16 protein-coding genes and 1 tRNA gene are annotated in these 25,936 nt (G+C 48.0%); 9 read left to right on the top strand and 8 right to left on the bottom strand.

The annotated features are described in order from the left end of the window. The first annotated feature begins 354 nt into the window (after positions 1-354). On the top strand, positions 355-489 hold the full coding sequence (locus tag COW15_RS13065) for a hypothetical protein (RefSeq protein ID WP_293632967.1): 135 nt from the start codon (positions 355-357) through the stop codon (positions 487-489). A gap of 172 nt (positions 490-661) precedes the next feature. Here COW15_RS13065 and COW15_RS13060 read toward each other — a convergent pair whose 3' ends face one another. Next, positions 662-2,323 (bottom strand): dipeptidase, encoded by a 1,662-nt coding sequence (locus COW15_RS13060; protein WP_293632966.1) that lies wholly within the window; start codon positions 2,321-2,323, stop codon positions 662-664. 272 nt (positions 2,324-2,595) lie between these two features. Between COW15_RS13060 and COW15_RS13055 the strand changes: the two genes are divergently transcribed. Beyond that, positions 2,596-4,809 (top strand): M3 family metallopeptidase, encoded by a 2,214-nt coding sequence (locus COW15_RS13055; RefSeq protein ID WP_293632965.1) that lies wholly within the window; start codon positions 2,596-2,598, stop codon positions 4,807-4,809. A 78-nt stretch (positions 4,810-4,887) separates the two neighbouring features. On the opposite strand, the gene htpX is transcribed toward COW15_RS13055, so the two are convergent. Beyond that, positions 4,888-5,751: a protease HtpX gene (gene htpX, locus COW15_RS13050; protein WP_293632964.1), complete on the bottom strand. Its 864-nt coding sequence runs from the start codon at positions 5,749-5,751 to the stop codon at positions 4,888-4,890. A 317-nt stretch (positions 5,752-6,068) separates the two neighbouring features. Here htpX and pepE point away from each other — a divergent pair, with 317 nt between their 5' ends. Together pepE and COW15_RS13040 are read left to right on the top strand one after the other, a co-directional pair. Next, the gene (gene pepE, locus COW15_RS13045) at positions 6,069-6,779 is read left to right on the top strand and encodes a dipeptidase PepE (RefSeq protein WP_293632963.1); all 711 of its coding nucleotides are present in this window, start codon (positions 6,069-6,071) and stop codon (positions 6,777-6,779) included. A 315-nt stretch (positions 6,780-7,094) separates the two neighbouring features. After that, positions 7,095-8,690: a glucan biosynthesis protein G gene (locus COW15_RS13040; protein ID WP_293632962.1), complete on the top strand. Its 1,596-nt coding sequence runs from the start codon at positions 7,095-7,097 to the stop codon at positions 8,688-8,690. Between the two features lie 644 nt (positions 8,691-9,334). On the opposite strand, the gene bioD is transcribed toward COW15_RS13040, so the two are convergent. From bioD to bioB, 3 genes are read right to left on the bottom strand one after another with little or no spacing between them, the layout of a single operon-like run. Further along, complete coding sequence (gene bioD, locus COW15_RS13035) at positions 9,335-10,033, bottom strand: dethiobiotin synthase (RefSeq protein ID WP_293632961.1); 699 nt, start codon at positions 10,031-10,033, stop codon at positions 9,335-9,337. A gap of 34 nt (positions 10,034-10,067) precedes the next feature. Further along, on the bottom strand, positions 10,068-12,041 hold the full coding sequence (bioC, locus tag COW15_RS13030; protein ID WP_293632960.1) for a malonyl-ACP O-methyltransferase BioC: 1,974 nt from the start codon (positions 12,039-12,041) through the stop codon (positions 10,068-10,070). 51 nt (positions 12,042-12,092) lie between these two features. Next, the gene (gene bioB / locus COW15_RS13025) at positions 12,093-13,145 is read right to left on the bottom strand and encodes a biotin synthase BioB (RefSeq protein WP_253990798.1); all 1,053 of its coding nucleotides are present in this window, start codon (positions 13,143-13,145) and stop codon (positions 12,093-12,095) included. A gap of 120 nt (positions 13,146-13,265) precedes the next feature. Here bioB and bioA point away from each other — a divergent pair, with 120 nt between their 5' ends. Further along, positions 13,266-14,609: an adenosylmethionine--8-amino-7-oxononanoate transaminase gene (gene bioA, locus COW15_RS13020; protein WP_293632959.1), complete on the top strand. Its 1,344-nt coding sequence runs from the start codon at positions 13,266-13,268 to the stop codon at positions 14,607-14,609. A 238-nt stretch (positions 14,610-14,847) separates the two neighbouring features. Beyond that, positions 14,848-16,449 (top strand): methyl-accepting chemotaxis protein, encoded by a 1,602-nt coding sequence (locus tag COW15_RS13015; protein ID WP_293632958.1) that lies wholly within the window; start codon positions 14,848-14,850, stop codon positions 16,447-16,449. Positions 16,450-16,495: 46 nt separating this feature from the next. Here COW15_RS13015 and COW15_RS13010 read toward each other — a convergent pair whose 3' ends face one another. Beyond that, complete coding sequence (locus COW15_RS13010) at positions 16,496-19,936, bottom strand: NahK/ErcS family hybrid sensor histidine kinase/response regulator (protein ID WP_293632957.1); 3,441 nt, start codon at positions 19,934-19,936, stop codon at positions 16,496-16,498. A 173-nt stretch (positions 19,937-20,109) separates the two neighbouring features. Here COW15_RS13010 and acs point away from each other — a divergent pair, with 173 nt between their 5' ends. The 3 genes from acs (at position 20,110) to COW15_RS12995 (ending at position 24,373) form a co-directional block, all read left to right on the top strand. Then, positions 20,110-22,062, top strand: a complete 1,953-nt coding sequence (gene acs, locus COW15_RS13005) for an acetate--CoA ligase (RefSeq protein WP_293632956.1) — start codon at positions 20,110-20,112, stop codon at positions 22,060-22,062. Between the two features lie 235 nt (positions 22,063-22,297). Continuing rightward, positions 22,298-24,052, top strand: a complete 1,755-nt coding sequence (locus COW15_RS13000; protein ID WP_293632955.1) for a DEAD/DEAH box helicase — start codon at positions 22,298-22,300, stop codon at positions 24,050-24,052. A gap of 60 nt (positions 24,053-24,112) precedes the next feature. Further along, complete coding sequence (locus COW15_RS12995; RefSeq protein ID WP_293632954.1) at positions 24,113-24,373, top strand: GrxA family glutaredoxin; 261 nt, start codon at positions 24,113-24,115, stop codon at positions 24,371-24,373. 78 nt (positions 24,374-24,451) lie between these two features. On the opposite strand, the gene COW15_RS12990 is transcribed toward COW15_RS12995, so the two are convergent. Together COW15_RS12990 and COW15_RS12985 are read right to left on the bottom strand one after the other, a co-directional pair. Beyond that, complete coding sequence (locus tag COW15_RS12990; protein WP_293632953.1) at positions 24,452-25,615, bottom strand: DcaP family trimeric outer membrane transporter; 1,164 nt, start codon at positions 25,613-25,615, stop codon at positions 24,452-24,454. 180 nt (positions 25,616-25,795) lie between these two features. Further along, positions 25,796-25,871 (bottom strand) — tRNA-Lys (locus COW15_RS12985). Positions 25,872-25,936 lie beyond the last annotated feature (65 nt).

Below are 25,936 nucleotides of genomic sequence, written 5' to 3'. Positions count from 1 at the left end.
GCACAGTTAACTACTTGTATTGCAAATAACTTATCAGCTTCTCTTCAAATATACTATCTGGAAAAACGCGCATGCGCGTTTTCCAAACCTATTATTTAATCCATGTGGTTTATATATGTATGATTTTAAATCTATTTATTTTTAATCAAATGTAAAAACGCGCACAAGATTAGGATGAAAATCGTCATTTTTAAATATAACTGTATGCCCATACATTGTTAGCCGATTTCTGGTAAGGCCAAACATAGGCAAATAGATAAGAATATGAATGGCAGCAGGTGTGGGAATTTTCGGTTGAGCTAATGAGCCGAAACACTTTGGAGCAATATCTTTTTAGCTAAACGAACTGCAGAAGTGTTAGTTAAGATTGGCATTGTTGCAACTGTGACCGTTGGCGGCATGGATGCCGTCGTCGAGCCCTCAGGGACGAGTTTATGGCGAGTCACAGGGGAAACAATGACAATTCATCCAGCACAACTGACGATATAACTCACTAGCTTTGAGCCTTTCTGCCTTTGAGTATTTAGAGTTGAAATGGCGGAAATCTAAGATTTAACCGCCCTTGTTCTATTAACTCTTAATGCTTAGCTTAATACTTGATACAGACTTTATTGCTACCCAACACTTTTATGCCATTCCACAATCACTTTAACAAAGAGCACTATTTCACCGCCGCTAGTTCGATAAACGCTGCGGTGTACATTTTCAAGTTCAGCATAAATTGCTTATGGGTGATGAACTCTTTCTCGGTATGGCCAGTGTATTCCACGCCCGGCATGGCGGGGCCAAAACTTAAGGCATTGGGGAAGAGTTTACTGTTGGTTGAGCCGCCAATCGCAACGGGTTTGGGGTCGGCTATGCCAGTAAAGTGGGCAAACACGTCGAGGAGGGTTTGTTGCTGCGGCGCATCCTTCATCACCATAGGCTCGCCCCAATAACTTTCAATTTCGGCAAGCTGCACTTGGTGTCTAGCCTGCCACAAGGTTAGGGCTTCATTGGCTTGCTTAGCGAGCAATTCTGGCGTTTTGCCGACAGGACGACGCAAGTTAATGGTCACCTCTGTGCCCTTCTGCGTTTGCATAACCACAGTTGGGGCTAAGGTCAGCGGTCCCATAAAATCATCTTTATAGGCTAAATCACCAAACTGCTCGGCATAAATCCCTAAACCCACCAGCTCATTCATGGCGGCAAGGGTTAAAGAGGCGGTCGTTTTTGGCCAAGAGTGCGAGTCAAGCAGGGCCGCTAGATGAGTTACAGCGTTGACACCATCCTCCGGCGTCGAGGAGTGAGCCGCCTTGCCATCGGCAAAAATATGCACATCACATTGCGTGTTGGCGCAGCTATGTTCGAAGCGATACTTCATCCCCTGTTGATGTGCAGCGCTTGCCTGTAATTTGGCTAATAACTCAGGGGTAACGGCTTTAATTTCCGCCTCAGCCTGCTGCGGTACTTGGCTGGCAAAATAGCCGCCAGAGAAAGTGGTTAATATGGGTGTTTGAGTTGAAGCTTCTGCTTTAGTGTCTATATTGGGGAGCGTAACGTTGGGCACAGTAAAGCTAATCTTGCTCCAGCCTTTTTCGGCGGTAACCACGGGATATTCGGCATCGATAGTGATGTTCATATCCGCCGGCGTGTAGCTGGCTAAAAAGGTTTTTAGGGGCTCCCAGTCCGACTCTTCTGCAAGATAAACCAAGAGTTCAATGCGCCTATCGCGCTTAATTTGCTTATCTTTAATCGCCTTCATCGCATACATGGCGGTGACAATCGCGCCCTTGTCGTCCTCAGTACCGCGGCCAATCAGTTTGCCTGGCTCGGACTGAGTATCAAGCAGATAAGGGCTTTGGCTCCAGAGTGCAGGATTGGCTGGCTGCACATCGCCATGGGTGACTATCCCCAATTTTTGGGTTTGACTATCCACCGCATTGGCATTAAGACCTATCAGCACAACATAGCCATGGTCGGCATAATCTAGCCCGAGTATTTCACTCAGTTGCTTCAAACTCGACTTAAAGCCCACAAAGGCGGGATTAGTATCCGGCGTCTGCCCTTCAACCGCTTGGGTATTAAAACTCACTAACTGAGCTAAGCTTTGCACCATAGCCGTATCGTATTGAGTGACGGCATAATCGGCGACATTGACTGCATTTACACTAAGTGACGGCGCCTTGGGCTGAACGGCTTGGGTTTGAACGGATTGAGTTTGAACGGATTGAGTTTGAACAGTTTGTGAGGCAACACTTGGACTAGACATCAAAAACGCAGCTAACACTGAATAAGAAAACGCTCTGCTGCAATTGGCATAGTTAAAAAGAGGCAGATCCATAGGGGTCCTATTTATTATTTGAAGGATTTAGGAACGTACAATAAACAACCTAAAAGCCTTAGCGTCATATTGGACGTAGAGGTGTCGCCAAGTTTGCCATAGTTTTTTGCGTAAAAGTCTGCTACTCAATATTTGTTACAAACAAAACACAAAATCGATGGAACCCCTCGCTCGATACATGTTAAACAGACAACTTAAAATAAATTTAATGGTTACTGGCAATCCGCCATTACGACCTCCATCACTATCATAGACAGAACGGGAAACCAATAATGAAGGGACTAATACTCAAACCACAAGCCCTCAAACCGCGCGCAGCTAAACTCACCTTCAGTGCAATCGCACTCGCTTTGGCCTTAGGCGGTTGCAGTGCCCAGCAAAGCGATACGGCGGTGCAGGCCATCGCGGCGCCAAATGCGATGTCGGCACAGATCATCAGCGAGAATGCCAGCAATCCATTCTTTAAACCCTATGATACTTTTATGGAAATTCCGGCCTTCGACAAAATTAAACCTGAGCATTTCCTGCCGGCATTTAAAGCGGGGATCGCCCAGCAACACGAGCAAATTCAAGCCATTGTCGATAATAAAGATAAGCCCACCTTCGCCAATACCATTGAAGCCATGGAGTTTTCTGGCGATCTAGTGACCCGCGTTTCTAACGTTTTCTTTAACCTGACGGGCGCCGATACTACACCTGCATTGCAAGCCATTTCGAAAGAAGTGTCGCCCATGCTATCGTCCGCCGAAGACGATATTCTGCTTAACGATAAACTGTTTCAGCGCGTTAAAACCGTTTACGATGCCAAAGGCAGTCTAGGGCTCAATACGGCGCAGGCCAAATTGTTGGAAGATACCTATAAAGCCTTTACCCGCGGCGGCGCTAACTTAAGCGAGCAAGATAAGACTAAGCTGCGTGCACTCAATGAGGAAATCGGTAAACTGAATTTAGCCTTCGGCGACAACCTACTCGCCGAAACCAATGCCTTTGAACTAATAATAGACTCTAAGGACGATTTGTCCGGTTTACCCGATGATGTGATTGCCACCGCCGCCCAAACCGCGACCAAACGCGGCCATGAAGGCAAATGGGTATTCACCACTTCTCGCCCTTCCATCACGCCGTTTTTAACCTATGCCGATAATCGTGAATTACGTGAAAAGCTCTATAAGGGTTATATCGAGCGCGGTAACAACAATAACGCCAACGATAACAAGATTATCCTCGCAAAGATTGCCGCCCTGCGTGCCGAACGCGCCCAGTTGATGGGTTACAAAACCCATGCGGACTTTGTCCTCGAAGAACGCACCGCCAAGACGCCAGAGAATGTCTACGGTTTACTGAATAAAGTCTGGCCAGCGGCATTGGCCCAAGCCAAAGCGGAAGTCGCTGATATGCAAGCGATGATCGACGCGCAAGGTGGCAAGTTTAAGCTGCAAGCGTGGGACTGGGATTACTACGCCGACAAAATTCGGGTGGCGAAGTACAGCTTTAACGAGCAACAGACACGCCCGTATTTCTCACTCGACAGTACATTAAAGGGCGTATTCTATACGGCGAATCGTCTATACGGCCTGACCTTTAAAGAGCGTACCGACTTACCCAAGTACAATCCAGAGGTCCGCACCTTCGAAGTTTATGATAAAGACGGCAAGTTAATGGCCATCTTTATGGGGGACTATTTCGCCCGCGACAGTAAACGTGGCGGCGCTTGGATGAACTCCTACCGTAAGCAATACCATATGAATGGTGTTGATTCTAAACCTATTATTGTTAACGTATTAAACTACCCTCACCCAGTGGGTAATGAACCCGCACTACTGACCTTCGACGAAGCCAGCACACTCTTCCACGAATTTGGTCATGCCCTGCACGGCATGTTATCGAAGGTGGAATACCGTTCGCAGGGTGGCACCGCAGTGCCACGTGACTATGTGGAATTCCCCTCACAGGTGAACGAGAACTGGATGACTCAGCCCGAAGTGCTAGCCCAATTTGCCAAACACTATAAAACCGGCGAAGTGATCCCGCAGGAATTGGTGAAGAAAATCCAAGCGGCCAGCAAGTTCAATCAAGGTTTTGCCACGGTTGAATATGTGGCGGCGACCAAACTCGATCTGGACTGGCACACACTAACGGATACCACCCCCAAGGATGCCGCTCAGTTTGAGACCGACTCATTAGCGGCGATGGGATTAATTAAGGAGATCAGCCCACGCTATCGCAGCACTTACTTCTCGCATATTTTTGCGGGTGGCTATTCTGCTGGCTACTACAGCTACCTCTGGTCGGATATTTTAGGGGCGGATGCCTTCGAAGCCTTTAAAGAAAATGGGATTTTCGACAAGGCCACCGCAGATGCCTTCCAAAACAATATCCTGTCAAAGGGCGGCAGCGATGATCCTATGTTGATGTATAAAAACTTCCGCGGTAAGGAAGCAGGCATAGAGCCGCTGCTACGTAGTCGCGGTCTATTGGCGGATTAAAGCGCGGGGCTAAGCGCTTATCCTTAGCACAAAAAAATGCCGTCCCAAATGGGACGGCATTTTAGTTAATACGGGTGATTAGCGGGCTTGCAATGCTGCAATACGTTTCTCGAGTGGAGGGTGACTCATCATCATCTCCGCCATTGAACGCTTGCCATTGATACCAAAAGCCGACATCTGAGCAGGCATAGCCGTGCTTTCTGGGCCTTGACGTAACCGCTCCAGTGCAGCAATCATCTTGTGTTTGCCGGCTAAGCGTGCAGCACCTTCATCGGCGCGATACTCACGAACCCGTGAGAAGTAAGCCACGATGATCGAGGCCAGAATACCAAACAACATATCCAGCACAAAGACAACGGCCATGTAAGCAAACATGCCTAGACCCTCACCTTCCTCATCACTGCTGGCGACGAAGTTGTTAATAATACCTGCGACAACACGGGCGGCGAAGATAACGAAGGTATTCACCACACCTTGGATCAAGGTTAAGGTCACCATATCGCCATTGGCAACGTGGCTCACTTCGTGGGCCAATACGCCCTCGATTTCATCTTGGCTCATGCCATAGAGAAGACCCGTGCTCACGGCCACTAGCGAGTTGTCTCGACTCGGACCCGTTGCAAAGGCATTCATTTCTGGTGATTGATAAATGGCCACTTCTGGCATTTTAATCCCAGCTTGCTGCGCTTGGCGGGCAACAGTATCAACCAACCAACGTTCAGTGCTATCTCGTGGCGTGGTGATCACTTCACACCCCATGGCTTTCTTCGCCATCCATTTGGAAATGGCTAAGCTGATAAAGGCCCCACCGAATCCAAAAATCGCCGCGAATACCAAGAGCCCACCCATGGTCGACGTGTTCACGCCGAGAATAGACATCACAATTGAGGCGACCAGCAACACGGCTAGGTTAGTCGCAATCAATAAAAAAATACGCTTCATTTCAGCTCCTTTAGGGCAAGAATTACCATTTAACTTTGCTCAAAGACATAATATGTCCAAATAATCGAAATTCAAGTGATAAATGTAAAGAGTTTTTCTATTGGGCTATTTTTCGCTTATGTAGACTTTCTCTTATTTAGACCTTCTCTTATTCAGGCACTGTCTCCCATGGCCCGAGAGTCTAGGGACAGTAGATTAATCGAAACTTAAATCTAGGCGCTGTCGGCGTTGCAGACTCATTCCTGTGGATTTCTGTATGTTTATCGTGATTAATCTTTGTTAACATACGGACACTCCCCGAGATTTCAGGATAAAAAATGACAATCAATGCCTTACTACTGAGCAGTTCTCGTGTCGGCGACACCCCCTATCTTGGCCATGCCATTCCATTGATTAAACCACTGACAGAAAAGGCCCAGAAGTGGCTCTTTATCCCCTATGCGGGTGTCAGCATGGGCTATGACACTTATTTAGCCTCTGTCGTTGCCGGACTGAGTGAACTGCAACTCGATATCAGCAGCATTCACCAACATCCCGATCCCCGCCAAGCAGTCCAGGATGCCGATGGGATTATAGTGGGCGGTGGTAATACCTTCCATCTCTTACACGAACTGTACAAATACGATCTGGTGCAGCTTATTCGTGAAAAAGTCGGTCAAGGCAAACCTTACATTGGTTGGAGCGCAGGTGCTAACGTAGCGGGCTTAAGCATTAGAACCACTAATGATATGCCGATTATTGAGCCTCCTTCATTCACCGCATTAAATATTGTGCCTTTTCAACTCAATCCACATTATTCCAATTACCGTGCGCCCGGTCATAATGGGGAAACCCGCGCCCAACGCTTATTCGAATTCACTCGTGTCGATCCCTTAACGCCAGTCATCGGCATTGTCGAAGGCAGCGCACTCTGGCGTCAGGGGGATAAACTATCACTCTTAGGTGACAATCCAGCCTATTTGTTCTGTGGTGAACAACAGGAAATCCCCATCCCCCTAGGGAGCGATTTATCCCATTTACTAAAGTAAGATCCATCAAACGCTTTATGCAATGCTAGGCTCACAGAGTGAGGGTGTTGTTAATGCTGATGTTCTGCCCATGCATAGCGTTAATTGATGTTATGCATGGGTTAAAAACCAAGAAAAGGCTTGCACCACTCGCACATCTGCACTAATTTCGTTAGCGATCAGCTTGATATACAAAGTGAAACTGATATCCATTCCAAGTAGCGAGGTCCCATTTATGGCAAATTTGCCAGATATACCATTTATCGTTGAGGATGATAGTGTTCAAGAAAACGCTTCATTGGCATTACAACTATCATAAAGTGAGGAGTTTCCATTTTGCGACCGCATTTAACATTCAACCGTCCAAACCACAATCCCGCTTTTACAGCAAAGCAACCAGGTCACACATACAAACGCTTGCTAGGCGCTGCTTTCGCCTGTGTTATTGGCACCCATAGCCTGAGTCCAACCTTTGCCGCGACCTCAGATGACGCTAAAAAAGCCCAAACATTCTCCCAGGCAACCGTTATCAGTCTCGCCCAACAGCTGGCAAAAACACCCTTTAAAGAGGCTAAAAAAGCACCTAAAGAATTGATTGATTTGGATTATGCCACCTATGGCAAAATTAATTATCAAGAAAATGCTGCCATTTGGGGCGGCACGCCAACAAAGTTTTCCGTCCAGCTCTTTGCTCCGGGTTTTTTATATAAAAACCTCGTCGATATCGATGTGGTCGAAAATAGCCACGCTTTTCCCCTTGAGCTGACAGAAGTCTCCTTTGATGTGCCAAGCGATGCCATTGAGAAACTACTGACCCAGGTGGGTCAATATGCGGGCATACGTCTCCACTACCCGATTAATGGCGATGATGCCAAAGATGAATTCATCATGTTCCAAGGTGCGAGCTATTTTCGAGCCCTCTCTAAGGGCCAAACCTACGGTTTATCCAACCGCGGCCTTGCCATTGATGTCGCCCAGCCTAAGGGGGAAGAATATCCCTTGTTTAAACGTTTTTGGGTTGAGCGGCCTTCGAAATATCAAACCGCAATCGTGGTTCATGCCCTCTTAGACAGCCAAAGTGTGACGGGAGCCTATCGTTTTGGGATTTACCCCGGTGCGCCAACCCGGGTTGAAGTGGATGTCACGCTTTTTCCTCGCAATGATATTGCCCATGTCGGGCTCGCGCCGCTAACCTCAATGTTTTTATACGGTAGTTTAGACACACCGGACAAACCCGATTATCGCCCTGCCGTACATAATTCCGAGGGGTTACAAATCGATCGCGGCAATGGCGAACGCCTATGGCGGCCATTAAACAATCCAAACAAGTTACAGATCAGTGCCTTTGGTGATGAAGACATTAAAGGGTTTGGTTTAATCCAACGCCATCGCAACTTCGATGACTATCAAGATCTAGAGTCGAATTACCATCTGCGCCCCTCCGCTTGGATTGAGCCGCTCAATGATTGGGGGAAAGGTCAACTCGTACTGCTTGAAATTCCATCGAATGCCGAAACTAACGATAATATAGTGACCTATTGGGAACCCCTTGGCGGGTTAAAAAAGGATCAGTCCTACCATTATTCCTACCGCATTACCGCCGCGAATGACAGTCCAAATGCCGCATCTAAGGCACGCGTTGTCCGTAGCTCAAAGGGGCAAAAACTGGCAAAAGGTAAAGAGCTGCAAATAGATTACAGTAATATCAAAGCGCAAGACTTAGATAAAATGGTGATTGATGCCAGTATGAGTAAAGGCAAAATCCTATCGACTCACATTGTCGCCCATCCTGATATTAATGGCGCGCGAGTATTCGTCACCTTCGATCCCGAAAGTACCAATGTGGCCGAACTGCGTATACAGTTGAAAAAGGATGACAAACCCCTCGCCGCCACCTGGTTGTATCGCTGGAATAGCGACGATTGGCCCTAAATCATTGACGCTAATGCACGCCCTAGCAACGGGCCTCATTCACGAACATAATTTAGCCGTGAATAAGGGCCCCTTTTAATAATAAAAACGCCAATATATATTGGCGTTTTATTTAATTTTAAATAAGACTATATAAATCTAACAAAAAGATGAACCCTCAGTTCCAATATTTACCCTCCATATTGGGAACTAAATCCAGTAATAGCGTTTACTCAAATTTACCATAAAGGTATATTAACCCACTATTACGACTGGGAAATATCAACTTTATCTGTAAGGTTTTACAATACTGTCTTCTTCATAGTTTAATCTGCCCCAGCCTTACCGTTTTCAATAGACATGCATGATTGTGCTAGAGAAATCACCATGAAATTACCCACATTTAATAGCGCTTATTTTTGTAAGTCCACTACTGTGATTATGATATCAAGCCTCATACTCTCCTTTGCTTTGCTGCCATTTTTAGGGCGAACATTATGGCTTGCACTGGTATTACTTTTTTATGCGTTAATCTAGCCATAAACAATAAATATATTAACAAATATCATAGCGTTTATTAACATCAGCAAACATGACTTTAGATTAAATTTGATTATTTAAAAATCAATAAAATATTTTTATCCTTTTAATTATTTCACATTTAATTAACTCAAGCTGAGCAATGGTTTTATATCTAAATAGGTTGCTGCATTTTCTGCCGTCGGCTCACTCAGATAGGGAATACAACCCAGGAATGGCGCTGACATCATCTCTTTAAGTGTCGCTAAATTCTCGTCAAACACACTCATATCTGGGTCGATACTGTTAGCAACCCAGCCCGCTATCTGTAAGCCATCGGCTAATATCGCTTCCTGGGTCAAAAGGGCATGATTTAAACAACCCAGCTTCATGCCAACGATAAGGATCACAGGCAACTGCAATTGTTGAACGAGTTCAGAGAGATAACGCCCCTCACCTAAGGGTAAACGCCAACCGCCAGCGCCTTCGAGCAAACACAGATCCGCCGCAGCAAAGGCGGGCAAATCTAATTGTGCAGCAATCACTTGCGGGGATAGATTTATGCCCGCATTTTTGGCGGCAATATGCGGCGCAACCGCGGGTAAAAAGCTAAAGGGATTCACCTGCTCGTAGGACAACTTGAGGGTGGAACAAGCTATTAATTGTAGGGCATCACTGTTACGTAGCCCTGCTGGCGTCATCTCACAGCCCGAGGCAATAGGTTTTACCCCAAGGGTTAACCACTGTGAGCCTAAACGCGCACTTTCACGGTTAAAGGCCATTAATAGCCCAGATGTAACTAAGGTTTTACCGCTGTCGGTATCTGTGCCTGTGACAAAAAACATCGTTAATCCTTTATTGAGCAGATATCGATAGGGCCTAGCCTAATCGACGGGCACGAATTTGTGCAATTTGATAGGTCAAAGGCAAGCCTTCGGCGTGGCGTAATGTTTCGGCGCGCGAGACTAATGCCAGCCAATCCTTTCGACCACGAAGCCTATGTATTTCATTAGCTTGTGATGCACATGCATGATGGGATTGCACTGAAGCACCGACACCTTTTATCGAGTAAAGCAATGCTTTGAGGGTATCAAAATGCACCGTTATCGGCATTAATTCAAGGTCGAACAACTGCCACTGCTTAAGATCAAAGGCGCTCCGTAGCGCATCCATAGGTGAAAAAGCATTCACTCGCAAGCCTAACGCCGCGAGCTGTTTGAGGCTGCCATCGGCCACCACAGTGATATGGCACTCCCCCTTTGGCTTTAGCACCCGCGCCATTTCGGCGACGGCGGCGGGGAAATCCACACACCATTGCAACGCAAGATTCGAATAGATGCAATCCATAGTGTTATCGCCAAAGGGCAATTGCTCGGCATCGGCGCAAATACTCTGGTAATGGGGATAAGTCTGCTTAAGTTTTTGCAGCATTCCCAGCGCGACATCGAGGGCAAATACCCTAGGTGGATCATCTGCCGTGTGTTGGCTATCGAACCGAGTGCCGGGGCCTGCGCCAATATCTAAAAGATTGCCTTTAACTGAAAAGCCATTGAGTAAACTTGCCGCACTAAGCCGCTGTAACTTATTGTGATCTTGATAACTATTGGCGGCAGCAGAAAAACGCTCGGCAATATTGTCTGCCCGCACATCCGGCGCCTTAGTGTTAAGCTCGCGTTCACTCACCCTTGGCACGTTCGCACCCTGTAGCACCTGTGCTAACACATTGACGCAATGGGTAATATCCCCAGCACTATGGGATGCACTTAAGGTGATGCGAAGCCGAGCGGAACCGACGGGCACAGTAGGCGGACGAATAGCCCCAACCCAGATCCCTGCCGCCTTGAGCGCATCTGCAACCCTTAAGGTTTGCAGGGTATCACCTATGATCAATGGCTGAATGGCGGTATCAGAACCCAATAATGGTACATTCGCACTATGGCATAACTCTTTAAATAATTTTATATTTTCAACTAGCTTATGCCGCAGCTCGGGGTGGGTTCTACAGTGTTCCGTCGCAGCCAGCGCCAGCGCCGCGTTGGCGGGCGAGAATGCGGTGGAGTAAATGTATTCCCGGGCGTTACTCACCAAAAAATCGATCAGGGCCTTGCTACCTAGAATAGCAGCGCCCTGACAACCTAAGGCTTTGCCAAACGTCACCACTTGTACATCAATCCGCTCGGCGGCGTTGCCATGGTCAAAGCCCTCTAGTACACCAAAACCATGGGCATCATCGACGATCAACCACGCCTGATGTTGACGGCAGAGTGCCGATAATGCCGCTATGGGGGCACAATCGCCATCCATACTAAATACACTTTCGGTGATCAGCGCCGATGCAGAGTGACGGCTAAGTAGCCGCTCGGCACTCTCGAGGGAATTATGTAAAAAGCGTTTAAATTCAGCACCACTATCACGTAAACCATCGATGATGGATGCGTGAACTAGCTTATCGGCAATGACCACATCCTGCTTATCAAACAGGGTTTTCATCAAGGCCGTGTTGGCACTAAAGCCTGAGCTAAATAGCAGCGCCCCTTGATGACCCGTTAATTCACAGAGCCTCTGTTCGAGGGCAAAATGTGCCTCACTATAACCCGTCACTAGGGGAGAGGCTCCGCCACCGACCCCATATTGCTGCGCCGCGGTATGCAGTGCCTCAATCAATTCAGGACTACGACTTAGGCCGAGGTAATCATTGCTACTGAAATTAAGGTAGCTTCGGCCCTCGAATAAAAACCGCGGACTAACATCCACTGAGTGGTCCGTGAATAAGGTTTGGCGTTGCCTCAGCAGTCCTTGAGCAGACAAGGCCCGCTGGCGAGCGGCAATTTTAGCCTCTAGGGCAACACTCATCTCATTCGCTCTCAAACAGTTATTTTGCGCATTTCATCATAGTGTTAGCAATTATAATGCCGCCGCATCATAGAACTGCGCCGTCGATTTATCTTGGTGGGCGGCGGCTTTGGCCAGCACAGCCTGTTCATCATCGAGGGTGGCAACTGCGCCCTGCTCAGGGCGTAAACCTAATCGGCGGAATAAACCCATATCGTCGCTTTCTTCTGGGTTTGGCGTTGTCAGCAACTTGCAGCCGTAGAATATCGAATTCGCCCCGGCAAAGAAGCACATGGCCTGCAACTCATCGCTCATATTTTCGCGGCCAGCGGACAGGCGCACACGGGAAAGAGGCATCAGAATACGCGCCACGGCTATGGTACGCACAAATTCTAAGGGGTCGAGGTCATCGAGTTTTTCGAAGGGTGTGCCCGCCACTTTAACCAACATATTGATTGGCACCGAATCGGGATGCTGGGGTAAATTCGCCAGTTGCTGCAATAATCCCGCTCTGTCGGTGGCTTTTTCGCCCATACCGACGATACCGCCGGAGCAAACCTTCATGCCCGATGCGCGCACATGGCTTAAGGTATCTAAACGGTTTTGATAGGTGCGAGTGGTGATCACATCGCCATAGTATTCGGGCGAGGTATCCAAATTGTGGTTGTAGTAGTCTAAACCCGCATCGGCCAATTCATTGGCCTGGCCTTCGGTGAGCATGCCTAAGGTCATACAGGTTTCCATGCCTAAAGCTTTCACCTCTTGCACCATTTGCTTAAGGTAAGGCATGTCCTTTTCTTTGGGATTACGCCAAGCGGCCCCCATACAAAAACGTGAAGCCCCGGCGGCCTTAGCACTGCGCGCCTCGGTCAACACGGTTTCCATCGCCAGCAATCGTTCTTTCTCAAGGCCTGTGTCATAACGCGCACTCTGGGGACAATACTTGCAATCCTCAGGGCATGCCCCCGTCTTGATCGACAACAAGCGGCTGATTTGCACCTCATTGGGATCGTACACTTCACGGTGAATACTGTGAGCCTTAAATAATAAGTCATTCATCGGCAGCGCAAATAAGGCTTCGATCTCTTCCCGCTTCCAATCATGACGAACTTGCACCTGCGACATTGAACACCCTTTTATTCTGTATTTATCTTGGCTAGGATAACCTCAGCCCTTAAACTGTCAACGCCAACCAGTGATACAGGTTTACTATTGGCGATTTTATCACCAACACTGTGAGTTATGATGCGCAATTTACTCGATTTTGACTTTGATAGTACCCATATCTGGCATCCCTACACCTCCATGACCCACTCTCTTCCCGTTTTTGGGGTACACAGTGCCAAGGGTTGTGAATTGGAATTAGTCGATGGCCGCAGACTCGTCGATGGTACGAGTTCTTGGTGGGCCTGTGTGCACGGTTACGGGCACCCTGAGATTATCGGTGCCATGGAAAAACAGCTGCATCAACTCAGCCATGTGATGTTTGGCGGTATTACCCACGCCCCAGCCATTGAGCTATGTAAAAAGCTGATTGCGATGACCTGTGAACCGCTCACCAAAGTCTTTTTATGTGATTCAGGCTCCATCGCCGTCGAAGTCGCCATCAAGATGGCATTGCAGTATTGGCAAGGGCAGCCGCAGGATAAAGCACAGAAACAGCGGATCCTGACCGTTAAAAAGGGCTACCACGGCGATACTTTTGCCGCCATGAGTGTGTGCGATCCCGAGGGCGGAATGCACACTATGTTTGGCGAAACTGTCACAAAGCAATGCTTTGCCGATGCCCCAAGAACTCGCTTTGGTGAGGCTTTGCACCCAGATGATTTAGCGCAAATGCGCGGCATACTCAGCGAGCAGCACAGCGATATTGCCGCGGTGATCATCGAGCCCATCATGCAGGGCGCGGGGGGAATGCGTTTTTACAGCCCAGAGTATTTATTAGGCCTTCGCAAATTGTGTGATGAGTTTAATGTCTTACTGATCTTAGATGAAATCGCCACCGGCTTTGGCCGCACAGGCAAGCTGTTTGCCTATGAACATGCCAATATCACGCCCGATATTCTGTGTTTAGGTAAGGCACTCACAGGCGGGTATATCAGCCTTGCGGCCACCCTATGCACAGATAAAGTCGCCCAAGGGATCAGCCAATCTCCGGCGGGGGTGTTTATGCATGGCCCCACTTTTATGGGCAATCCCCTCGCCTGCGCGGCGGCGTGCGCGAGCTTAGACTTAATTAATCGCAATGAATGGCAAGCGCAAGTGGTCGCCATTGAGCAGCAAATGCGCTTAGAACTTAAGGATGCGATTGATTTACCGAGCGTAAAAGATGTGCGAGTGCTCGGCGCCGTCGGCGTGTTAGAGATGCATGAACCCGTCAATACCGCTGAGCTACAGCAACAATTTGTCGATTTAGGCGTGTGGGTGAGGCCCTTTGCCAATCTGATTTACATTATGCCGCCCTATATCATCACTCCCATGCAATTAAGCCAACTCACAGGTGCGATGAAGCAAGTGGCCGCTAGGATAACCTTAGCTGATGACATAGCGCCAACACAGGCAACGGCTTCCTTTATCAGTCATGGTTAAATTTAACACTTAAGAAACCATCATTAACAAACAGAGCAAGATAATAATGGTAACCTTGCTCACACTTATGAATAATTTTTTATATTTTTTCATTTTACATCAGTGTGTAACTGGACAATCTGCCAAATAAAGCGATGCTTATGTCGCTCAATTGACATTGTCCATTTACGCAAAGATTAGGTAACAACTAGATCGATAGAATAGTGCTGGACAACTATTTCAAAGACAAGGAGATCACATGTTTACCCTCGCTAATATTCCCGTTAACCGAAAACTCGCGTTACTCTCACTGATTGCACTGACCGGAGCCATAATACTGCTTGCCTTATCAATCGGTACACTGAAGCAGAATCTGATGACAGAGCGAGAGGCAAGGCTCAATGCGGTACTCACCCTAGCCATTAGCCGTATTCAGGCCCTTGAAAAATCCTTACCACAGGAACAAGCGCAGCAAGCCGCTAGGGAGATGCTTAACGATATGCGTTTCGATGGTGATAACTATCTTTTTGTGATCGATGAATCGAGACATGTCGTTGTTCATCCGATAAAAAAAGAACTGGTTGGACAGCAAATGGGAGACCAAGGCAAAGAGCATTACTGGTTTAACATGGTGGAACTTGGCCGCGATGGACAACAGGGGGTATTAGAATACCCCTGGATGACAAGCTCAGGAGAATCGGCGCAAAAATTATCATTGGTGATAGGATTTCGGCCCTGGGGCTGGATATTAGGTTCTGGCATGTTGCTGCAGGATATCGAAGCCACTATTTGGCACCAATGTCTGCTTATGGGGGGAACCACCTTTGCGCTTATCTTCATCATGGTATTGTTAGGGTATGTGATCAGCCACTCAATCACTCGGCCACTCGAGAATGTCAATAAGGCCATGTTAGCCATAGCAAAGGGAGATTTAACGGCTCAACTCACTATCAATGGCAAAGATGAGTTGGGGATCTTAGCTCACAATATTAATCGGAGTATGCATGCTGTTCGCACCGCTTTAATGGAAGCAAGTCACAGCGCCGAAAATGTGGCGCAAGCGTCGGCTCGCATCGCCTCAAGTGCGGAGGAAACCAATCAGGCCGTCAATAACCAGCGTGATCAACTCACCCAACTGGCAACCGCCATGAATGAAATGAGTGCAACTATTGCCGACGTTGCCAATAATGCCGAGAGTACTGCAAGGGACACTAAAGAGGCCACCAGAGAAGCCGGACTTGGGGATCAGGATGTCCATTCCAGCATTGAGGGAATCCATGCCCTCGCCAAAGAAGTGGAACAAGCCACGATACAAGTCAATAAATTAAAAGAGGAAGTGATGCAGATCAGCGAAGTGACCGCCGTGATCAGCGCCATTTCAGAACAAACTAACTTACTTGCCCTCAATGCCGCCATTGAAGCGGCGCGGGCGGGTGAGCAGGGACGCGGGTTTGCCGTGGTTGCCGATGAAGTCAGGCAACTGGCGAGTAGAACAAGGCAGTCAACCGAAGAAATTCAACTTACCATCTCACGCTTACAACAACGTGCCGTCAGCGCAGCCAATGCCATGGATACGAGCCGCGGACTGGCCGAAAAAAGTGTGGGTCAATCGGCAAAAGCCGGCAGTGATTTGTCACTGATCGTCAATCACATCAAACATGTCAGTGATATGGCAACCCATATTGCCACCGCGACCGAAGAGCAAAGTGTGGTCGCCGAAGATATGAATCGCAACGTATGCGGGATCAACAATTCCGCTCTGGAAGTCTCTGGATCTGCAACCTACTTAGCCCAAGAAAGCGAAGGCTTGGCAGAATTATCCCTTCACCTAAACAGCAAGCTGGCGGTGTTTAAGCTATAAACTCACCTAATCTACTGTTAAAGCGCAGTTTGCTGCGCTTTGGTGATTAACGCGTTGACTTGACTAGGCTGGAGATCAAGGCTCGCAGGGCAGCGGGTTTAATCATTTTCGCCATATAGTGATAACCGCGGCGCTGTACATCCTCGACCAGCTCTTTGCGGGTATTGGCGGTGATTAAAATCCCCGGCAGGTCTTGCCCATAGAGGACTCGAATACCGTCCATAGCATCGACCCCATTTTGCCCATCATCCAAATGAAAATCCGCCAGCACTATATCGGGAGCGACCCCTTTAAGGCCGAGCTTAATCCGTGCATCGGCGAGATCCTTGGCGCAAATCACCTCGCATTGCCAGCGACTGAGCAAACTTTCCAACCCCGCAAGAATGGCCTCCTCATTATCGATACACAATACTTTAATCCCCGACAAAGGCTGTAGCAGAGAGGGTAAGGCTTTGACCTGCGGCTGCCGCACGGTTTCTCCCCTCGGCACTCGGATCGAAAACACCGAACCCCGCCCTAACTGCGAGGAGACATGAATACTGTGCTCTAGCACTTTGCTGATCCTATCGGCGATAGCTAACCCGAGGCCGAGGCCACTGACATTATTGCTCTTAGGATTATTCAGCCGCTTAAACTCCTTAAAAATTTCTTGGGTCTCACGTTCATCGATACCACAACCGGTATCTAACACTTGAATTTCAATGTCGCTACCACGGTGACGGCAACCAAAAAGCACTCGCCCTCCACGGGCATAGCGATAGGCATTAGTAAGGAAGTTCTGTAACACCCGCCTCAGCAATGAGGGATCCGAGTTTACCGTGGCGCTGCAGGGCAACATGTTGAAACGGATATGGTTATCCCCAGCCATAGCTTCAAATTCGACGGCTAGACCATTGAGCAATTCCGATATGGCAAAATCGCGGCGATTAACCTCTACCATACCAGAATCGAGTTTTGAGATATCGAGCAGATCCGTCAGCAATTCACCGGCGGTTTTCAGTGAGCTATTCACATGGGATAGGGTGGTGCGCGCCTCACGGTCAAGATTAGGATACTGGGATAATGACGCAGTAAATAATCTTGCCGCGTTCAAAGGCTGCATTAAATCGTGCCCCACGGCCGCAAGAAATCGGCTTTTTGAGGCATTGGCCATTTCTTCCTGCGCCTTAGCTTCCAATAACTCACTGTTTAACATTGCCAATTCGTAGGTTCGCTCATTAACCCGACTCTCTAGGGTCTCATTGGCTTCGAGTAATGCCCGTTCCTGCTGGCGATATTGGGTAATATCGGTAAAGGTCATCACAAAGCCACCATCAGGCATAGGGTTGCCTTGAATTTTAATCACTTTGCCATCTTTACGTTGCCGCTCCGAGGTGTGGGGCGTGCCATTACGCATATGCTGTACCCGTTTCTCGACCTGCAATTCGATATCGCCTTGGCCGCAATAACCCCTAGCCGCGTTAAAACGGATCACTTCACTAATGGGCATACCCTGCTGCAAAAATCCCTCAGGATATTGATATAACTCGACATATTTATAATTCCATGCCACCAAGTTTAAATCGCTATCAATAACGCTCATCCCTTCATAGGCATGCTCAATAGCGCCCCGCAGCATATCTTGGCTAAGCATAATTTTGGATGAGGCTTCATCGACCAAGCTAAAGACTTCATCCAAGGCTAAATCCCGCCCCTGCAACACAGAGTCCATCACCAACGCCGCGCTAGAAGCCCCAAGCACCCCAGCCAATAAACGTTCAGTATGGGAAATCAGTTCCGGTGGCGCCGCCTTATGCCAGCTATCACTCTTCACCGCATCGCTGGAAAAATGGCTAAAACTTTCATAGGCGCGACTTGGACTCACAAAACGACTGGCAAGGATCAGTAGATCCTGCTGGGAAATAGGACCATTCTTTTTATTCGCACTGTTTTTTAACTTACCGGGACTGACAAAGGCACTGGCCTGAATACGTTCGGCCACCCCCGCCCTAAACCAAATTGACCCCAAAACATAACAGACGATATTGGCAAACAATGCCGTCAGTGCATCGCGGACATTGGGGGTAATGGCATCTAACAGATCAAGGTCGCTGGAAACGAGCGCCGCCGCACCGTGGCTATCCGTCATGCCTTGGAGCATGATGTAAAACCACAGACTAAAACCGACCCCGAGCCCTAAAAAGACGCCGGCACGATTACCGTGCTTCCAATAGAGTCCACCAACCAGTGCAGGGGCTAACTGGGCAAAGGCACCGAAGGACAACATACCTAAGTGGGATAAAGAGTCGCTGTCGGACAGGGCCAGATAACTGCCGTAACCCAAGCCGAGAATGATCACAATCGCCAAACGGCGCACATTGAGCAACAACTGGGAAAACTGGCTAAAATTTTTCTCGCGGATATGCCCTGTGCGCAGCATCATCGGCACGAGCCACTCATTACTGACCATCACACTAATAGTCACCACCGCCACTATCACCATCCCAGTGGCGGCGGATAAGGTTCCCAACAGGGCAATGACCGCCAACAACGGTTGATCTAAAGCCAGTGGTAGGTTAATCACATAGGTATCGGCGGCGACGGTATCCCCGAGAATGATTTGTCCGGCCAAGGCGAGCGGCCCAACAAATAACCCAAATAACGCCAGATAAAGTGGAAATAACCAGCGTCCCTTGGAAAGCACAGATTCATCGGCACACTCCACCACCATCACATGGAACTGACGAGGCATACACAGAAATGCCGCCATGCCCACCAATAACTCCGGCATTAAGGCTTCGATACGCGGATTGGGGTAATTGATTAAGGACTTGGCACTGGCCTGCTGCCAGATATCACCAAAACCATCGAACACCCCAAAGCTGATGACGATGCCCACCAAGAGAAACGCCGCCAGTTTAACCAAAGACTCAAAGGCGATCGCTAGCATCATACCGGGATTATGCTCGGTGGCATCGAGCTTACGGGTGCCAAATAAAATCGCAAAAATCGCAAGGAGTGCAGTGATCAACAGTGGAATCGTCACACCATCGAGGGGATCATCAAGGGGCTGAAAGAGGTTTAAGCTGAAGACCATGGCCTTAAGCTGCAGTGCGATGTAAGGCATGATGCCAAATAGCGCAATCAAAGTGACCAAGGCTGCAAGGGTTTGGGATTTACCGTAACGGGCGGCGATAAAGTCGGCAACAGAGGTAATATTTTGTGCCTTTGACACTAATACTATCTTGCGCAGCATGCCAAAACCTAAGGTAAAGATCAGAATTGGACCAATAAAAATCGGCAAGAAAGACCACAAATCCTTAGCCGACTGCCCCACTGTGCCTAAAAAACTCCAGGATGAGCAATAAACGGCAAGGCTCAGACCATAAATGCCTACTTGCAGTTTCTTGGTGACACCACTAAACCAACGCTCAGCCCCCCAAGCGAGTAGGAATAAAAGTGATACATAACAAACCGCAATAACGGAAACGACTAAGGTTAAATTCATATTTTGCTCTTTTTCCGTTATTGTGCGATAAATAATGGCTGAAATCTAGCCAGAATTTCAACTGCAACAGCTTAAATATAAAGGAAATTTTAAAACTAGACCAAGGTCTAATGGAGTTATCGCCTCCTTGCATACCATACTCAGACCACGCAATTTTTCAAAAGGGAAGCCCTATGAGCTCGCAGTCTCTCTACAAAGTCTCCGGCAATATCGCTGCCAATGCACTTGTAAACAACGAACAATATAAAAAAATGTACCAAGAGTCGATTGTCAATCCAGAGGGTTTCTGGAGGGAACAGGGCAAGCGCATCGATTGGATAAAGCCTTACACTAAAATCAAAAAAACCTCCTTCGACGACCACAACCTCTCCATCAACTGGTTTTACGATGGCACGCTCAACGCCTCCGCCAACTGCCTCGATCGCCATCTGAGTGAACACAGCGATCGTGTTGCCATCATTTGGGAAGGCGATAACGCTAACGAACAACGTAAAATTACCTACGGCGAGCTACATACTCAAGTCTGTAAATTTGCCAATGCCCTGCGCAGTCAAGGCGTTCGCCGCGGTGACATAGTGACCATTTATATGCCTATGGTGCCTGAAGCGGCAGTTGCTATGCTGGCCTGTGCCCGCATCGGCGCGGTTCACTCCGTGGTCTTTGGCGGTTTCTCTCCAGACTCTATCGCGTCGCGTGTTATCGATGGCAAGTCGAAGGTAGTCATCACCTCCGATGAAGGGATGCGCGGTGGCCGTGCTATTCCACTTAAACGCAATATCGATGATGCACTTAAGCATCCCGATGTCACCAGTGTTGAAAAAGTTATTGTACTGCAACGTACTGGTGGCAAAGTTGACTGGGTTGAAGGCCGTGATGTCTGGTGGCATGCTTTAGTTGAAACCGCATCTGAGCATTGCACCGCAGAAGAAATGGGCGCAGAAGATCCACTCTTCCTGCTCTACACCTCAGGCTCTACCGGTAACCCTAAAGGTGTATTACACACCACAGGCGGTTACATGGTATACGCCTCTATGACCCATGAATATGTGTTCGACTACAAGCCCGGTGAAGTGTACTGGTGTACCGCCGACGTGGGTTGGATCACGGGGCATTCCTACATGGTCTACGGCCCACTCGCCAATGCTGCCACTGTGCTTATCCATGAAGGCGTACCCAATCATCCAAGCCCTGCGCGTTTGGGCGAGATGATTGACCGCCATAAAGTGAATATTCTTTATACCGCCCCCACCCTAATCCGCGCATTGATGGCGGAGGGTAAACAACACTTCGACACCTTTGATGGCAGTAGTTTACGCATCATGGGATCGGTCGGTGAACCCATCAACCCTGAAGCTTGGCGCTGGTACCACGAGGTCATTGGTCATGATCATTGCCCTATCGTCGATACTTGGTGGCAAACAGAAACCGGTGGTATTTTGATCACCCCACTGCCCGGCGCGACCGACACTAAACCCGGCTCGGCGACTCGCCCCTTCTTTGGCGTGCAACCCGCGCTAGTGGACAATATGGGGAATATTTTAGAGGGAGCGACCGAAGGCAACTTAGTCCTACTCGACTCTTGGCCAGGCCAAATGCGTACAGTTTATGGCGACCATGACAGATTCGTGCTGACGTATTTTAAAACCTTCCGCGGCATGTACTTCACCGGTGACGGTGCCCGTAGGGATGAAGACGGTTACTACTGGATCACTGGCCGTGTGGACGATGTGATTAACGTCTCAGGCCACAGATTGGGAACCGCCGAGGTTGAAAGTGCGCTCGTTGCACACGAGCTAGTTGCAGAGGCCGCCGTTGTGGGTTATCCCCATGATATTAAAGGTCAAGGTATTTATGCCTATGTCACGTTAACCCGTGGCACCGAAGAGAGTGAAGAGCTGCGTCAGGAACTGCGTCAATGGGTTCGTAAAGAAATTGGTGCTCTCGCAACACCGGATCTCATTCAATGGGCAAGCGGTTTACCTAAGACACGTTCAGGCAAAATTATGCGCCGCTTCCTGCGTAAGATTGCCGCAAACGAGGTGACAAATTTAGGGGATGCGTCCACCTTAGCCGATCCAGCGGTGATCGAAACCTTGATTGAAACCCGTTTGAATCGTACCGAGTAACTAGCCAAACTCTACGCTTACAAACTCTGCGCTTAATCGCTCACACTGTTGATTAAGCGCAGCCGACTTCCATGGGTAACCTTGAGTTAACCAACCCTGTTGAGAAAGTGCCGATTGCCCCTTTCTCTCACTTGCCCCTCCAACCAAGGGGCATTTTTTTTACCTTATATGTTAAGCTTGGCAACTCACTCATCTTCAGCATAGATTTTTCGCCAGCGTGTCCATCAAACCCAGCATGTCAGTCACACTGAGAGACTATCAACAACAAGCGGTCGATGCTGCCCTGAACCATTTTAGGCAAAGCACTGATTCTGCAGTATTAGTATTACCCACGGGTGCAGGTAAGAGCATAGTGATCGCCGAACTTGCACGTATTGCTAAAGGGCGAGTGTTAGTGCTCACCCATGTGAAAGAATTAGTTGCACAAAACGCCCAGAAAGTCGGCTTGCTCACCACCGAGGCCAGCATCTATGCCGCAGGGCTCAATCAAAAAGCCACAGACGGAAAAACCGTGGTAGCCAGTATTCAATCGGCGGCAAGGGCACTATCCCAATTTGATGGGGCTTTCTCCCTCGTGATTATCGATGAATGTCACAGGGTCAGCTTAGAAAAAACCAGCCAGTACCAACAACTGCTCACCCATTTACGCCAACACAATCCACAGTTGCGGTTGTTAGGCCTCACGGCAACCCCCTATCGTCTTGGCACTGGTTGGATTTACAAACAGCATTACCACGGCAAGGTGGGTTCCCCTGAACTTGGCGTATTTGAGCAGTGTATTTTTGAACTGCCGCTAAGGCCGTTGATAAAACAAGGTTACTTAACACCGCCAACATTATTTGATGGTCTGAGTGCTCAATATGACTTCAGCCGAATTAAGCCCAATGAAAATGGCGAATACCCCGAGACTCAAGTCAATGACTTGCTTGACCATGCCGGGCGAGCGACAACGGCTATCGTCAAACAACTGATAGAACTGAGTCACCATCGTAGGGGCATTATTATCTTTGCCGCAACGGTGCGCCATGCCGAAGAAATCTTTGCCCTGCTTTGCAAAGAACATCGCCAACAGAGCGCCATAGTGACGGCGCAAACTCCAGATAGCGAGCGCGATAGTTTAATCGAACAGTTTAAGACGCAGACGCTTAAATTTCTGGTGAATGTGGCCGTACTGACTACAGGCTTTGATGCTCCCCATGTCGATCTTATCGCCATATTACGCCCTACGGCTTCAGTGGGTTTGTTTCAACAGATGATTGGCCGCGGACTCAGGATAAGTGAAGGTAAAAAAGACTGTTTAGTCATTGATTATGCTGCAAATGGCTATGATTTATATTTCCCTGAGGTCGGCCAAGTTAAGCCAAACAGCAAGTCGGTTCCAGTCCAAGTTCACTGCCCTGTATGTCATTTTGCCAATATATTCTGGGGACTCACAGACGATGATGGCGACATTATCGAACACTATGGTCGCCGCTGTCAGGGTATAGTCGAGGTCCAAGATCAGAAGCGGCAGTGTGATTTTCGATTTCGCGCTAAATCTTGCCCCGATTGCGGTGAAGAGAATGATATCGCTGCGCGTATTTGTCAGCATTGCCAGTCCACATTAATCGACCCCGACAAACGCCTTAAGCAAGTGTTGAATAAGCAACATCATCACCTCTTTCGCTGCCAAGATATGCTGCTTATTGATGATGATGGCAATCTCAAGGTCCAATACCTTGATATCGATGGCAATAGCTTTATTCGGCGTTTTAAGCTGCAAACGCCAGCCCAGTGGCGGGCGCTGTATGCGTTGTTTATTTTCCCCCATAGCCGTACGCCGGGATTAAAACCGAAAAAGTACACTAAGGTGGCGGAGTTAATCAGCGATGGGAATAAATTCCGAATGCCCGATCTCTTGCTGCTAAAAAAGCATAAAAAGGGCTGGGATTTAGTCGAAAGCTATTTTGATTATCAAGGCCGCTATCAAACTGAAAATAAACACATCTGACATTATCAATTCCCCTATGCCTATGGTATAAAACCCATAAAGTAATCCTAAGGAGCTATTATGTTCGTTGTTATTTTTGGCCGTCCCGGCTGTCCTTATTGCGTGCGAGCGGTACAACTGTCTGAGCAACTCGTTGAAAAACGTGATGACTTCAAATTTAGATATGTCGATATCCACGCCGAAGGCATTTCTAAAGCGGATCTTGAAAAGACAGTGGGTAAGCCAGTAGAAACCGTTCCACAAATTTTCGTTGATGAAAAACACGTAGGCGGCTGCACAGACTTCGAACAATATGTTCGTGATAACCATCTATTAGGCTAAGTGAAATCGACAAGCCTATTTAATGAATTGAAGGAGACCTAGGTCTCCTTCTTAATTTAGCGAAACAACAAACCTACACTACAGTACGTATTTGGCAGAGAACATAATGCGGCTTAAATCACCATCATCACCGCTCTCTTTGCTATTTTTCGCATACATATATTCAACTCCGAAAGTCAGCGGCTTACTCGGAGAATACAGCAAGTTGACATAGCCTGAATAAGCCTCTTTATTCACCCCAGCCCCCGTTAAGTCCACATCATTATCCGCCTGCATGCCCGAGAGTGTCACACTGGTGCGCCACTGCTCATTCCACCAGTGACGGTAGGATACAAAGCCACCAAAGGTACGAATGGATTCAATATCACCATCGGCATCCAGTACGCCCGCATTGATATAATTCAGAGCCATATAACGACCTAGGCCCTCACCATAGGTCGCAGTAAAACGAATATCATCTTTGCCAACTGGAATAATGCCCGCCACACTCGCACCATACCCCAGTGCCGAACTGTCGATTTCGGTTGCACCGGTTTTAGTCTCTAAATCCAACTGACGAGCAATACCCGCAACGGAGAAAGAAGCGCCACCTTCAGTTTTAAGGTTATAACGAGCGACCACATCGGGGATCACACCATTACCACTGGTGATGCGCGTCCCGCCCTGATACGGTGTGATTGTGGTTTCAGGGTTTTCAATCGCGATTTGGAAATTACCTTGGGTATAACGCAATAAGGACTGGCGCACAAAAGGTGTGCCATCGGCCGCACCGACAAAATCGAGGTTTTCAGGCAAAGCTGCGGGATTTTGGAACGTAGACCAGGTTTGGCCGACGGTCCAATTATCGTAGGAAACATAAGCATGGCGAATACGGGGCGAGTAACTATTGGAGACGCGCTCATTGCCATCGGTGTGGGTCATAAAATCCAATTCAATAAAGCCTGAGAGCTTATGGCCATCTAGATCCGTCGCAGCTTTAAAGTTAAAGCGGGTTTCGCGGGCTTGAAAGTCAACCACTTGATTGCCATTACCCTCTTTACCATAAATAGTGCCTGGCACATAAAACTGACGGGATAAATCACCAGAATCTGGCGCGCCATTGCCATAATCACTGAACATAATATCCGCTTTAATATAACCACCAAATTCAATATCGGTATCTTTTAACGAGGCTGCATTGGCCGAGCTTGCAAATGCCAATAAAGTTGCAGTGTAAAGCAAGTTAAGTTTTACTTGTTTCATTTTCTATCTCCCCAGTTGTTATTATTTATCCGCAGTCAATATGGACAATTTAACAAATTAGGAACATTGGCAATAAGTCTATGAGACAAAAGTAGAAAATGAAGTAACAACCAAAAATAATGATTAATGTCTGGAGATTAGTAAGTTTGAAAAAGATATTGAGAGGGGAACAATAAAGAGTGGTGGGTCGTGAAGGATTCGAACCTTTGACCAATTGGTTAAAAGCCAACTGCTCTACCGACTGAGCTAACGACCCATCTAGTGTTGCGCTGATTTATACACTTTCAGAAAAGTGGTGGGTCGTGAAGGATTCGAACCTTC

This window comes from Shewanella sp. CG12_big_fil_rev_8_21_14_0_65_47_15 (genome assembly GCF_002783505.1).
Taxonomy (GTDB): Bacteria; Pseudomonadota; Gammaproteobacteria; order Enterobacterales; family Shewanellaceae; genus Shewanella.
This window is presented reverse-complemented; position numbering and strand designations above follow the sequence as displayed.